Origin of the sequence: Oricola indica, from assembly GCF_965227485.1 — a bacterium.
GTDB classification, from domain to species: domain Bacteria; phylum Pseudomonadota; class Alphaproteobacteria; order Rhizobiales; family Rhizobiaceae; genus Oricola; species Oricola indica.
Map to the genome: position 1 here is coordinate 2,392,736 of NZ_OZ245747.1, position 13,258 is coordinate 2,405,993.

General features: G+C 61.4%; 15 protein-coding genes. 12 read left to right on the forward strand and 3 right to left on the reverse strand.

Annotated features, from left to right (window positions below; genetic code table 11):
- Positions 1–28: 28 nt before the first annotated feature.
- Entirely contained in the window at positions 29–958 is a 930-nt protein-coding gene (locus tag ACQK2M_RS12000; RefSeq protein WP_425418008.1) for an MBL fold metallo-hydrolase, read from the forward strand.
- Positions 959–975: 17 nt separating this feature from the next.
- On the opposite strand, the gene ACQK2M_RS12005 is transcribed toward ACQK2M_RS12000, so the two are convergent.
- The 3 genes from ACQK2M_RS12005 to ACQK2M_RS12015 form a co-directional block, all read right to left on the reverse strand.
- Positions 976–2,076, reverse strand: coding sequence for a YeeE/YedE family protein (locus ACQK2M_RS12005; RefSeq protein WP_425418009.1), 1,101 nt, complete (start codon positions 2,074–2,076; stop codon positions 976–978).
- Between the two features lie 111 nt (positions 2,077–2,187).
- On the reverse strand, positions 2,188–2,529 hold the full coding sequence (locus ACQK2M_RS12010) for an ArsR/SmtB family transcription factor (RefSeq protein WP_223475229.1): 342 nt from the start codon (positions 2,527–2,529) through the stop codon (positions 2,188–2,190).
- A gap of 95 nt (positions 2,530–2,624) precedes the next feature.
- Positions 2,625–3,002, reverse strand: a complete 378-nt coding sequence (locus tag ACQK2M_RS12015; RefSeq protein WP_223475228.1) for a transcriptional regulator — start codon at positions 3,000–3,002, stop codon at positions 2,625–2,627.
- Positions 3,003–3,078: 76 nt separating this feature from the next.
- Between ACQK2M_RS12015 and ACQK2M_RS12020 the strand changes: the two genes are divergently transcribed.
- The 11 genes from ACQK2M_RS12020 to ACQK2M_RS12070 all read left to right on the forward strand — a co-directional run bounded on the left by ACQK2M_RS12020 (position 3,079) and on the right by ACQK2M_RS12070 (position 13,237).
- A complete protein-coding gene (locus ACQK2M_RS12020) occupies positions 3,079–3,837 on the forward strand; it encodes a cytochrome c biogenesis CcdA family protein (RefSeq protein ID WP_425420028.1) in 759 nt (252 codons plus the stop codon).
- An 11-nt stretch (positions 3,838–3,848) separates the two neighbouring features.
- A complete protein-coding gene (locus ACQK2M_RS12025; protein WP_425418010.1) occupies positions 3,849–4,436 on the forward strand; it encodes a SoxW family protein in 588 nt (195 codons plus the stop codon).
- 244 nt (positions 4,437–4,680) lie between these two features.
- Entirely contained in the window at positions 4,681–5,145 is a 465-nt protein-coding gene (soxX, locus tag ACQK2M_RS12030) for a sulfur oxidation c-type cytochrome SoxX (protein ID WP_223475227.1), read from the forward strand.
- A gap of 22 nt (positions 5,146–5,167) precedes the next feature.
- A complete protein-coding gene (gene soxY, locus ACQK2M_RS12035) occupies positions 5,168–5,623 on the forward strand; it encodes a thiosulfate oxidation carrier protein SoxY (RefSeq protein WP_223475226.1) in 456 nt (151 codons plus the stop codon).
- Between the two features lie 22 nt (positions 5,624–5,645).
- Positions 5,646–5,972, forward strand: a complete 327-nt coding sequence (soxZ, locus tag ACQK2M_RS12040; RefSeq protein ID WP_223475225.1) for a thiosulfate oxidation carrier complex protein SoxZ — start codon at positions 5,646–5,648, stop codon at positions 5,970–5,972.
- 95 nt (positions 5,973–6,067) lie between these two features.
- On the forward strand, positions 6,068–6,889 hold the full coding sequence (soxA, locus tag ACQK2M_RS12045) for a sulfur oxidation c-type cytochrome SoxA (RefSeq protein ID WP_425420029.1): 822 nt from the start codon (positions 6,068–6,070) through the stop codon (positions 6,887–6,889).
- A gap of 112 nt (positions 6,890–7,001) precedes the next feature.
- Positions 7,002–8,696 (forward strand): thiosulfohydrolase SoxB, encoded by a 1,695-nt coding sequence (soxB, locus tag ACQK2M_RS12050; protein ID WP_223475224.1) that lies wholly within the window; start codon positions 7,002–7,004, stop codon positions 8,694–8,696.
- Between the two features lie 107 nt (positions 8,697–8,803).
- Complete coding sequence (gene soxC / locus ACQK2M_RS12055; RefSeq protein ID WP_425420030.1) at positions 8,804–10,060, forward strand: sulfite dehydrogenase; 1,257 nt, start codon at positions 8,804–8,806, stop codon at positions 10,058–10,060.
- Positions 10,044–11,141 carry a c-type cytochrome gene (locus tag ACQK2M_RS12060; protein ID WP_425418011.1) on the forward strand — a complete coding sequence of 366 codons (1,098 nt, stop codon included), beginning with the start codon at positions 10,044–10,046 and terminating at the stop codon, positions 11,139–11,141. The genes soxC and ACQK2M_RS12060 overlap by 17 nt, the downstream gene beginning before the upstream one ends.
- Before the next feature lie 42 nt (positions 11,142–11,183).
- The gene (locus tag ACQK2M_RS12065; RefSeq protein ID WP_425418012.1) at positions 11,184–11,927 is read left to right on the forward strand and encodes a c-type cytochrome; all 744 of its coding nucleotides are present in this window, start codon (positions 11,184–11,186) and stop codon (positions 11,925–11,927) included.
- A gap of 38 nt (positions 11,928–11,965) precedes the next feature.
- Positions 11,966–13,237: an FCSD flavin-binding domain-containing protein gene (locus ACQK2M_RS12070; protein ID WP_425418013.1), complete on the forward strand. Its 1,272-nt coding sequence runs from the start codon at positions 11,966–11,968 to the stop codon at positions 13,235–13,237.
- Positions 13,238–13,258: the final 21 nt, after the last annotated feature.

Below are 13,258 nucleotides of genomic sequence, written 5' to 3' on the forward strand. Positions count from 1 at the left end.
ACAATATTTGAAACGCGGGAGGACTACGATGAATATGAAGGATTTGACACGTCGTGACGCGATGGCGCTGATCGGCGCGACGGCTGCCTTGCCGCTCATACCAGGATTGAGCACGCGCGCCGTCGCCGATATCGCAGTTGGCGCGAAGACGGTGACCACCGTCAGCGACGGAAACCTCGTCCTGCCGCTGGATTTCGTGTTTCCGGACGTGCCGCAGGACGAACTGGTGGCCTTGCTCGAAGCGGCCGGGCAGGGCGCCGGCGGCGTGGTCGAGCCCGACTGCAACGTGACGATCCTCAAGGATGGCGACCGGGTCGTTCTGTTCGATGTCGGTTCGGGTCCGAACTTCATGCCGAGCGCGGGCAAGATCCTCGACAATATCGACGCGGCCGGAATCTCGCCGGAGGACGTGACCGACGTGCTGTTTACCCACGCTCATCCGGACCATATCTGGGGCCTGCTCGACGATTTCGACGAGTTCGTCTTCCCGGAGGCGAATTACTACATCAACCAGGTCGAATGGGACTACTGGCGGGCCGACGACACGCTTGATGCGATGCCGGAAGCCAGGAAGAGCTTCGTCGTTGGCGCGCAAAACCGGCTTTCGGCGCTGGAAGACGTCATCCAGTTCTTCAACTGGGGCGACGAGGTCTTGCCGGGAATCGAGGCGGTGGATACGCGCGGGCATACGCCGGGACATACCTCCTTCGCGATCCATGACGGCAGCGAAAGCGTGCATGTGATCGGCGACGCGGCGACGAACTCGATCATCTCGTTTGCGCATCCGGAGTGGCCTTCGGGCTCCGATCAGGACACGGAAACCGGGATTGCAACGCGTGTCGCTCTTCTCGATCGGCTGGCCGGAGACCAGAGCCGCATTGTCGGTTTCCACCTGCCGGAAGGTGGAATCGGCCATGTCGAAAAAGACGGCACGGGCTACCGTTTCGTGGCGTCGTAGAAGCCGTGTGAGTGGCGTTACTCGGCCGGCTGGCTATGCCGGCCGTGACGGCGCATAAAGGCGAAGGGCGTCCCCTCCAGCAGATAGGCGAGGCCCATGCGCGCGCCGAAGGCAATGCCGGCTAGCGCAAGCGGCGCGGAAAGCGCCATGACGGATACGGCGCTGACGCCCTGTCCGATGGTGCAGCCGAGCGCGAAGACACCGCCGGTACCCATCAGGAAAGCCCCCACGAGATGGCGGCTCAATTCGCGCGCGTCGTCGCAGGCTTCCCAACGCATGTCGCGCGAGCGCCATGCGCGCAGGGTCGCGCCAATCAGAACGCCGGCGACGAGGCCGACGCCGTAATCCGGCAGTGTTCCGGTTACCGTGATGATCTGAAGCATGGCGTCGCCGAGCGGCATGACGAAGGATCCGGCCTCGATCTGGACCGGCTGGAAGAGGCGACCGGAATAGGTCGAGGTCACGACCCACCCGCCGGCAATTCCCGCGCCGATGACGACGCCCGATACGAGCTTCTCGCGGTCGGTGCGGAACCGGGGGTCGCGGAAGATCCAGAAGAACAGGGCGGCAGCAACCACAGCGGCCGTCGCCAGGGTCAGGTCCAGACCGGTGTAGTGGGAAAGCAGTGCGCCGAGGGACTGGCCTCCGACACTGCCGAGATCGATCGAAAATCGGTCGAGAAGGCCGACCCTCACATGGCCGAGGAGGCCGCGCTGTGCGGCGAGTGCGGCCAGTGCGATGCCGGTCAGCACGACGAGTGCGCGCATGCTGCCGCCGCCCAGCCTGATGATCGCGCCGAAACCGCAGGTGCCGACAAGCGCCATGCCGAATCCGAACATGATCCCGCCGATAATGGCGCCGGCCACGGGCAGGGGCTCGGTCAGGTAGAAGCTCTGCGAGATGTTGATCCAGCCAAGCGCCTGCATGATCTGCGTGAGGACCAGCGCGACCGCGCCCGCCAGTGCCCAGGATCGCAAACCGGTGCTGTCGCCGGCAAACCAGTGACGCTCCAGTGCGGACATGGTGCAGAAGTGGTAGCGTCTGGCGACGTAACCCACGACGGTGCCTATCAATACACCAGCGATCGGCAGCGCCCACGCGCTATCGAGCAGAAACATTCCAACTCCTCCCGCGCTTCTTGCCGGCGCATCGTTGTGGTGAAACTGCCTGTTTTGGCGATGCTTGGCAAGCAAGCCGCAGCAAGCGCCCGGTCGGCTACTTCCGTTTTCCTAGCTGCGCACCGGACGGCAGAATAGTTCGTAGAGTGTCTCGACGACCGACGAGACTTCCTCGCCGGCGACGCTGTAATAGATCATGCGTCCTTCGCGCCGCGTGTTGACGAGCCTGTCGAACCGCAGCCGCGCCAGTTGCTGAGACACTGCCGCCTGCGGCATGGACAGAATTTCCTCGAGTTCGGAAACGGATTTTTCGCCCTCCGACAAGATGCAGAGGATCAGCAGCCGGGTCTCATGGGACAGCGCCTTGAGCAGATCGCTCGCCTGTCGCGCCTGCTCGATGAGGGCGTCGGCGTCGGCGATTGGCATTTCCGGGTTGAACTTCGGCAGTGGCATTTTCGTTTCCGATCTTCAGATATCGAATCCGGTATATATAACTCGAAACCTCCACCGTTCCACATGCAATCCCGCAGCCGGAACGCGTGGATTTCTCAACCGGCCGGAGGCCGATCGAGCTTCTGCAACATTTCTCCGAGCAGATACCAGAAAAACTCGTCACCGGTATAACCGCGCATTCGCCCGATTTCCACGCCATTGTCGACCAGCACAAAGGTCGGGGTGAAGCGCTCGACGCGAATCCCGGCGAGATCGTCCGGCAGCTTCTTGTGAATGTCGACGCGGCGCAGCGGCGCGATCTGTCCTTCCTCCGTCTTTGGATAGGCCGGGCCGATCTCGGCGTTCCACCGCGCACACCATGAGCAACCAGCCTGTTCGAACATGATGAGTTCGGCCGCATTCGCTGGTATCGCGGCCGCCACTGTAAGCGGGATCGCCGCCAGCAACGCCAGTATTGAATTGCGTATTTGCATTTTCCCTGCTCCGCGGGCTTGCCATTCCTCATATACATATAGCATTGTGTGCATGTTTTACAGCCCGCTCGTCCAGATGGCGACCGGGGAGGAGAAATACGTGTTCGATATCGGTTTTGGCGCCGCCTTTCTGGCGGGCCTGTTGTCGTTTGTTTCGCCCTGCGTGCTGCCGATCGTGCCGCCATACCTCGCCTATCTGGCGGGCGTCAGCTTTTCCGATCTGCAGAGCGAAGAACTGGAGCGCGACCGCGCACGGCGGATCATCTGGTCCGCCATCGCATTTGTCATCGGCTTCAGCACCGTATTCGTCGCGCTGGGGGCGACGGCGAGCATCGTCGGGCAGACGATCGCGCAGTATTTCAACATGCTGTCGATCGTGGCTGGCGTCATCATCCTCGTGATGGGGCTGCATTTCCTTGGCGTGTTCAGGATTGCCTTTCTGTATCGCGAAGCGCGCGTCGATGTGCGCAACAAGCCGGCGGGTTTCATCGGTGCGTATGTCATGGGGCTGGCTTTCGCATTCGGCTGGACCCCTTGCGTCGGCCCGGTGTTGGCCGCGATCCTGTTCATCGCGGGGGCCGAGGACACGATCTGGCGTGGCGCGGGCCTGCTGGCGGTCTACTCGCTGGGCATCGGTCTTCCCTTCGTTCTCGCAGCTGTGTTCGCCAGCCGGTTCATCGGCTGGGCAAACCGCTTCAAGCGGCACATGGCGACCGTCGAAAAGGCGATGGGCGTGCTGCTGGTGATCACGGGGCTGTTGTTCATGACCGGTCAGATGTCGAGAATCGCCCAATGGCTTCTCGACACGTTCCCGGTATTCTCAACCATCGGATAGGAGACAAGACCATGAAATGCATGTTCGCTTTTGTCGCAATGCTGATTATGGCCGTTGCCACACCGGCAATGGCCGTCGAGATCGGCGATGACGGACTGCACAAGCAACCCTGGTTCTCCCTGACCTTCAAAGATATCGCCGAGGATATTCAGACCGCGAAGGAAAACGGCAAGCGTCTGGCGATCATCGTGGAGCAGCGTGGATGCATCTACTGCAAGGAAGTTCATGAGGTTGTCCTCGCGGACCCGGAGGTCAGCGATTACATCAAGGAGCACTTCATGGTCGTGCAGTACAACATGCACGGCGCCGAGGAGGTCACGGATACCGACGGCGACGTACTGACCGAGAAAGAGGCCGCCAAGAAGTGGCGGCTGCTCTTCACGCCGACGGTCCTGTTCATGCCCGAAGACCCGCCTGAGGACATGGATGCCGGTCAGGCTGCCGTTGCCATGATGCCGGGCGCATTCAAAAAGGGTACTTTTCTTGAGATGTTCGTCTGGGTGAACGACAAGGGCTACGAAGGCGAAGAGAGCTTTCAGACCTATTACAATCGTCGCTGGCGTGAAAAACATGGCGACGCATCCCAGGCCGATCAGTGATCGCCAAGCGCAATATGGCGCGGCTGTTGGGCGTGCGAGGTTCGGGAAAAACCCCGATAGCGCCGATGGATGTGGAATAGCGACGAATGTCGAATAAGAAACATTCAAATAATCATATTCATCCATTGATTGCGGCAAGCGTTTTGGATAGCGTGCGCATTCAGAGTGGTGTGCGTTGAACCCGCCACGCTTGGGATGGGGGCGCCTGTGGAGGGGAGCCCCAAAGGAGGAGGAACGACTGCCCATGGTATTCAGTACAAGGAAATGGCTTGCAGCGGGTGCGGCAATCGTCGCGACCACCGCCGTGGCCTATAGCGAGACGGCTCCGGGCGACGTCGCCATCGAGGATGGCGTGGTTACCGAATCGCTGACCGGGCAACCGGGTGACGCGATGGCCGGTCGCGCGACGTTCGCCGACCGCAAGCTCGGCAATTGCCTCGCGTGCCACGCCGTCAGCGATCAGAGCGAACAGCTCTTTCATGGCGAAGTCGGTCCGGAGCTCGATGGTGTTGGCGACCGTTGGTCGACCGAGGAGCTTCGCGCGATCGTTGTGAATTCGAAGGCGATCTTCTCGGACGAGACGATCATGCCCGGTTTCTACTCGCTGGATGTCGGCGTTCACGTGCGCGAGGACCTCGTCGGCAAGACGATCCTGACAGCCCAGCAGGTCGAGGATGTGGTTGCCTACCTGGCGACGCTCAAGGAATGATCTTCCAAGGAAGGAGACAGTAATGACAATAACACGGCGTTCCATGCTCACCCTTTCGGTGGGCGCAGCCATCGGGGTTGTCGCCGGAATGCGCTCGGGTCCCGCTTCGGCGACCGCTGAGGATGCCATGGCCAAGGTCATGGAATTCGCTGGCGGCACGGAGCCGGCAACGGGCACGATCACGCTCGATGCCCCCGAAATCGCAGAAAACGGCAACACGGTCCCCGTTTCCGTTTCGGTCGAAAGCCCGATGACGGCCGACGACTACGTGGAGTCGGTGGCGATCTATGCGGACGGCAATCCCAGCCCCGACGTGATCACCTTCAATTTCACGCCGATGAGCGGTGAGGCCTCGGCCACGACGCGCATGCGGCTGGCGAAGACCCAGAACGTGATCGCGGTCGCGAAAACGAGCACGGGTCAGGTGTTCATGGACAAAAAAGAAGTCAAGGTGACCATCGGCGGCTGCGGCGGCTGATCGAGACCGGAGGTTAAAAGAAATGGCATCGGTTAAACCACGCGTCAAAGTGCCCAAGTCCGCTTCTGCGGGCGAGGTCATCACAATCAAGACGTTGATCAGCCACCCGATGGAATCGGGTCAGCGCAAGGATGGCGACGGCAATCCCATTCCGCGGCAGATCATCAACACGTTCACATGCGAATTCAACGGCCAGACGGTGTTCTCCTGCGACATCGAGCCGGCCGTGTCGGCGAACCCCTATCTGGAGTTCACGGCCAAGGTCGGTGAAGCCGGAACGTTCAAGTTCACCTGGGTGGACGACGACGGATCCGTCTACACCGAGGAAAAGGAAATCGCGCTCAACTAAAGCGCTCGGCCTGCGCGGGAGGGCAGGCCGGAACACCCTGGCCGGGAGGAAAACCTTTGAAGCATCAATATCTTGTAACGGCAGCCGCAATCGCGATGGCAGGTGCGCTCAGCGCAACGGCCTTTGCTGGCGGGCCTGTCGATGAACAACTGGTCATCGATGGTGAAATCGAGATGACGACCCGGACGGAATCCGTCGAGGGCCATCCGCTCGATGAAGTCATCTCCGGCTGGCACTACCGCACCAAGGAGACACGGGCGCTCGAGGCGGACACCTTCGAGAACCCTGCCATGCTCTATGTCGAGGAAGGCCAGGACATCTGGAATACCGTCGAGGGCACCGAGGGCAAATCCTGTGCGACCTGCCACGGAGACGCTTCGGAATCCATGGCCGGCATCGGTGCGCATTATCCCAAATGGGATGCGGATAGCGGACGCCCGATCAATATCGAGCTCCAGATCAACAAGTGTCGCGAAGAGAACATGGGCGCCGAGCCCTATGCTTTCGACAAGGGCGGCCAGAAGCCGTTGACGGCGTTCATCAAGCATCAGTCGCTTGGTCAGCCGGTTTCCCTCGATCTCGCTGAAGGCGAAATGCAGAGCTGGTGGGAGAAGGGTGAGGAGCTCTACTACACGCGCACGGGTCAGCTGAACCTGTCCTGCGCGACCTGTCACGAGAACTACAACGGCTACTATATCCGCGCCGACCATCTCAGCCAGGGTAACGCAAACGGATTTCCGACCTACCGCCTCAAACAGGCGAGCCTGGTCTCGATCCACAACCGCTTCCGCGGCTGTATCCGTGATACGCGCGCCGAATTCCCGGCCGCATTCTCGGACGAACTCATGGCGCTCGAGGTCTACGTGACCTGGCGCGGCACCGGACTCTCGGTCGAAACGCCGGCGGTGCGCCAGTAGGCGCATGGCCCTGAACCGGCCGGGATCCATGATCCCGGCCCGCTCATTCTAAATCATCGTTGTTCACCGGCTGGCGGCCGGACGGATAACTGTTGTCTGGAGTTGGACTGGCATGTTTTCACGTCGCGAATTTCTCATGGCATCCGTCGCAGCGGCCGCAGTCGCCGGACCGGGAATGACCGGGCAATGGTCGCGGGCGATGGCGCAGCAGGCGCTTACCGAAGACGAACTGCTCTCCTTCGACGCGACGGGCAATGTCACGCTGATCCACATCACGGACATTCACGCGCAGCTGAAACCGCTCTATTTCCGCGAGCCGTCGATCAATCTCGGCGTCGGAGAGGTCACCGGGCTTCCGCCACACGTGACCGGCGCCGATTTCCTCAAGCTCTACAATATCGAGCCGGGTACGCCGCATGCCTATGCGCTGACCTCGGAAGATTTCGTTTCGCTCGCCAGGACCTACGGCAAGATGGGCGGCATGGATCGTGTCGCGACCGTGATCAAGCGGATCCGCGCCGAGCGCGGCGACGACAATTGCCTGCTGCTCGATGGCGGCGACACGTGGCAGGGGTCCTATACCTCGCTGCAGACCGAAGGCGCCGATATGGTCGAAGTGATGAACGCGCTTCGGCCCGACGCGATGACCGGTCACTGGGAATTCACCTACGGGGCGGACCGCGTGACGGAACTGGTGGAGAGCCTTCCCTTCGCCTTCCTCGGCGGCAATATCTACGACGCCGAATGGAACGAACCGGCATTCGAAGCCTACCGGATGTTCGACAAGGGTGGCGTGCGCGTCGCCGTCGTCGGCCAGGCTTTCCCCTACACGCCGATTGCCAATCCGCGCTGGATGTTCCCGAACTGGTCGTTCGGCATCCGGGAGGAAGACGTCGCGGCGAATGTTGCCGCCGCGCGCGAGGAGGGGGCCGATGTCGTGGTCCTGCTGTCGCACAACGGTTTCGACGTAGATCGCAAGCTGGCGTCCCGCGTGGAGGGTATCGACGTCATCCTCACCGGGCACACCCACGACGCGCTGCCGGAGCCGGTGATCGTCAACAACACGCTGGTGATCGCCTCGGGCTCCAACGGAAAGTTCGTTTCACGCGTCGACCTCGACGTGCGTGACGGTGCGGTGCAGGGCTACAAGTACCGGCTCATCCCGATCTTCTCCGACGTGATCACGCCTGATGCCGAAATCGGCGCGCTGATCGACAAGGTGCGCGCGCCCTACGAGGCGGAGCTTTCGCGCGAACTCGGCACGACGGAATCGCTGCTCTATCGCCGCGGTAATTTCAATGGCACCTTCGATGACCTGATCTGCGATGCGCTGCTGGCCGAACGCGACGCGGACATCGCTTTGTCGCCGGGCTTCCGATGGGGCACGAGCCTGCTGCCGGGTCAGACAATCACCGTGGAGGACCTGCACAACGCGACCTCCATGACCTACCCCTCCGCCTATCGCTCCATGATGACAGGTTCGCTGATCAAGGACATCATCGAAGATGTCGCCGACAATCTGTTCAACACCGATCCCTACTACCAGCAGGGCGGTGACATGGTGCGGATCGGCGGCATGGGCTACCGGATCGATATTCACGAACAGATGGGATCACGCATCTCGGACATGACGCTGCTCGCGACGGGAGAGGCGATCGAACCGGGCAAGGAATATGCCGTTGCCGGCTGGGCTTCCGTCAACGAAGACACGGAAGGTCCGGCGATTTGGGATGTGGTGGAAAGCTACCTGGAAAAGAACCCTGTCGTGCAGATTCAGGAAAATACCTCGGTCATCGTCGAGGCCTGATTGCGGGAAACATGCATTCGACAGAATGGTTTTTTCCTGATACATAGATATAATTGAATATGTCAGCGATCCGGGAGGAACGTGTGAGCAAGAAGACCAAAGAAACCATGGATGGCGCAGCCGCTTCGCGGCGACGTTTCCTGCAGGCGGGCATCGCAGGCGGTGCTGCTCTTGCGACAGCCGGCGCGGCGCGGGCCGCCGGCGACCCGGTCATTACCGAAGTTCAGGACTGGAACCGTTATCTCGGCGACGGCGTCGATGCGGCACCCTACGGAATGCCGTCGGAATTCGAGTCTCATGTCGTGCGGCGCGACGTGCCGTGGCTGACCGCCGATCCGGTGTCCTCGATCAACTTCACGCCGCTGCACGAACTCGACGGCATCATCACGCCGAACGGATTGTGCTTCGAGCGCCATCACGGCGGCACGGCGATTATCGATCCGGCCGACCATCGCCTAATGATCAACGGCCTGGTGGATACGCCGCTCGTTTTCACTATGCAGGATCTGATGCGCTTCCCGCGCGAAAACCGGGTCTACTTCCTGGAATGCGCCGCCAATTCGGGCATGGAGTGGCGCGGCGCGCAGCTCAATGGCTGCCAGTTCACGCATGGCATGGTTCACTGCGTGGTCTACACCGGCGTACCGCTGAAATATCTCCTCGAGGAAGCGGGCGTCAAAACCACCGGCAAATGGGTGCTGGCCGAAGGCGCGGACGCGGCGGCGATGACCCGCTCGATCCCGATCGAAAAGGCGCTGGACGACTGCCTCGTCGCCTTCAAGATGAACGGCGAAGCGCTCCGCGCCGAGCAGGGCTACCCCGTGCGCCTGGTGGTTCCGGGCTGGGAAGGCAATATGTGGGTCAAATGGCTGCGCCGTCTCGAAGTCGGCGACGAGCCATGGGCGCAGCGCGAGGAAACCTCCAAATACACGGACCTTCTGGCAAACGGGAAGGCGCGCCGTCACACTTGGCTCATGGACGTCAAGTCCGTGATCACCACTCCGAGCCCGCAGGCGCCAATTACCCACGGGCGCGGCCAGACGGTGATCAGCGGTCTCGCATGGTCCGGAAACGGCCGGATCAAGCGCGTGGACGTTTCGCTCGACGGCGGCCGCAACTGGCACGAAGCGCGTGTCGACGGGCCGTCTTTGTCGAAGGCGCTTCACCGCTTCTATTACGACTTCCAGTGGGATGGGTCGGACATGCTGATCCAGTCCCGCGCGATGGACGAGGCCGGCTTCATCCAGCCGACCAAGAATGAGCTGCGCGCTGCCCGCGGCGAGAACTCCATCTATCACAACAACGGCATCCAGACTTGGCATGTCAAAGCTGACGGAGCAGTCGAGAATGTTGAAGTTTCTTAAGTCAGGGCTTCTCGCCACCGCTGTTCTGGCCGTTCCGGTCGCTGCGCATGCGGCAGACGTGGCCGATGGCGAGAAGGTGTTCCGCAAATGCGCCGCATGCCATTCCGTTGGCGAGGGCGCGAAGAGCCGGGTTGGTCCCCATCTCAACGATCTTTTCGGACGTCAGGCCGGCACGATCGACGGCTTCAAGTATTCGGCCGCCATGGTCGCCGCTGGCGAATCCGGGATCAGCTGGGACGAGCAGACGCTGACGCAGTACCTCGTCAAGCCACGGGATTTCGTCAAGGGATCGAGAATGGCGTTCGCGGGCCTGCGCAAATCGGCCGACGTCGCCAATGTGATCGAATATCTCAAGACCTTCGACGAGAAGATGGCATCGAGCGTCGGTAGCGCCGAGGCCGAAACGCAAGAGGCCGAGGTCGAGACCGCGATGGCCGACAAGCCTGCGCTCGCGGCTGATATGCCGCTTCCCGAGCATGACGGCGCGTTCAAGCTGGGCCGGGCCGCCACGGAAGATGAAGTGGCCGCATGGGATATGGATGTCCGTCCCGATGGTGTCGGATTGCCGGTCGGCTCGGGTACGGTCGCCGACGGCGAAGTGCTTTACACCGACAATTGCGCGGTGTGCCATGGCGATTTCGGCGAGGCGGTCGGCCGCTGGCCGGTGCTCGCGGGTGGCCAGGACACGTTGACCGATGACCGTCCGGAAAAGACGATCGGCTCCTATTGGCCCTATCTCTCGACGGTCTACGATTATGTCCGCCGGGCCATGCCCTTCGGCAATGCGCGGTCGCTTTCGGATGACGATGTCTATGCCATTACGGCGTATCTGCTCTATCTGAACGATATCGTGGAAGACGAGGAGTTCGAGCTCTCCAACGAGAACTTCACCGACATCCATCTGCCGAACGAAGAGAATTTCATCCCCGACGACCGGGAGCAGGAAGCGCACTACGCCGACAAGTCGGAGCCGTGCATGACCGACTGCAAGCCGGATCCGGTGGAGATCACCATGCGCGCACGCGTGCTGGATGTGACGCCGGACAGCGAGGAAGAAAATACGGGTGGCGCAATCGACTAGGTAACACCGTTCGATATGCGCACCGGCTCTGGGAGGAAGCCGATGCGGAATGGATCAGACAATCGGAACGCCGTCGCCGGTTTGCTCGCGACCGGGTTGCTGTGCGCGGCGTTCATGACGACTTCCTCCCTGGCGCTCGCCGAAGAAACGCCCGATGCGGTCGGCGAGCGCCTTTTTTCCCAATGCAAGACCTGCCACGAGGTGGGCGAGGGCGCCCGCCACAAGATCGGCCCGCATCTCGACGGCATCATCGGCCGCGTGGCGGGAACGATGGATGGCTTCAAATATTCCACGGCGATGCGCGAAGCGGGCGAGGCGGGACTTGCCTGGGACCGCGAAGCGCTCGATTCCTATCTCGCCAAGCCGCGCGACTTCATCAAGGGCAACCGCATGTCCTATCGCGGGATGGTCGATGCCGAGGACCGCGAGACGCTGATCGGCTGGCTTGCCAATGTCTCGGTGAGCGTCCCCGGGGCGGTCGTCGAGGACAAGGCCGAAGAAGCGCATGCGCCGAGCAGTTTCGCCGACATCGTTCTGGCGATGGAAGGCGATCCGGAGTACGGCGAATATCTCGCCGGCGAATGCGTGACTTGCCACCAGGCCAGCGGTCACGCCGACGGTATTCCGTCCATCGTCGGGCTGCCGCGCGACTACTTCGTGACCGCGCTGTTTGAATACAAGACCAATGTGCGCAGCAATGAAGTCATGAAGCTTCGGGTCAACAATCTGGCCAATGAAGAGATCGCCGCGCTGGCGGCGTATTTTTCGGAACTGGAACCGCAATAACTGCAAGGGCTCTAGGGCCAGAAAAGGGAGGAATTCTCATGACACGGATTACCAGACGGCGTTTAGGCCTGTTGATGGGAGCCGGTGCGGCAACCTTCGCCATGCCGACCTATCTGCGGGCGCAGGACAAACCCAAGGTCGTCGTGATCGGCGGCGGAGCGGGCGGTGCCACCGCGGCGCGCTACCTTGCCAAGGACTCAGAGGGCGCTATCGATGTGACGCTGATCGACGATTCCGACCAGTTCACCACTTGCTTCTTCTCCAATCTCTATCTGGGAGGCTATCGCGACTTCGGGTCGATCACGCATTCCTACGACAAACTGCAGTCCGATTACGGGATCACAAAGGTCACCGGCATGGCCGTTGGCGTCGATCGGGACGCGAAGACCGTGCGGATGGCCGATGGCACGACCATTCCCTATGACCGGCTGGTCGTCTCGCCGGGTATCGACCTGATCTGGGACTCGGTGGAAGGCTATTCGGAGGAAGCCGCCGCGATCGCGCCGCATGCGTGGAAGGCCGGGCCGCAAACGCAGCTTCTGAAGGAAAAGCTCGACGCGATCGGCAATGGCCAGCAGATCGTCATGGTGGCACCGCCCAATCCGTATCGCTGCCCGCCTGGTCCGTATGAGCGCGTTTCGATGATGGCGCATGTGCTGAAATCGAAGGGCGTCGATGCGAAGATCATCGTCCTCGATCCGAAGGACAAGTTCTCCAAGCAGGGCCTCTTCGAGGAAGGGTGGGCGAGGTACTATCCCGGTATGATCGAGTGGTACGGCCCGACCGTTCATGGCGGCATCGAGAGCGTGGATGTGGAGGCGGGCACGGTCGAAACCGGCTTGGACACGTTCAAGGGCGATTTGCTCAATATCATCCCGGCGCAAAAAGCGGGCATGATCGCCGCCGAGGCGGGACTGACCAACGACAGCGGTTTCTGTCCGATCGACGCGGCATCGATGCGTTCCACGGAGGATGACAGCATCTTCGTCATCGGCGATGCGTCGATCGCTGGCGCGATGCCCAAATCGGGCTTCTCCGCCAACAGTCAGGCCAAGGTGGCGGCGATGAACATTCGCGGCGACCTGATCGACGCCAAGGTTTTCCCGGCGAAATATTCCAATACCTGCTGGAGCCTTATCGAGAGTGATGACGGCGTGAAGGTCGGTGCGCAATATGCGCCGCAGGACGGCCAGATTGCATCGACGTCCTCCTTCATCAGCCAGACCGGCGAGGACGAGGAGACCCGCAAGGCGACCTACGAGGAATCGATCGGCTGGTATGCGGGTATCACGTCCGACATGTTCGGCTGATACCGATGGCACCGAACCGAA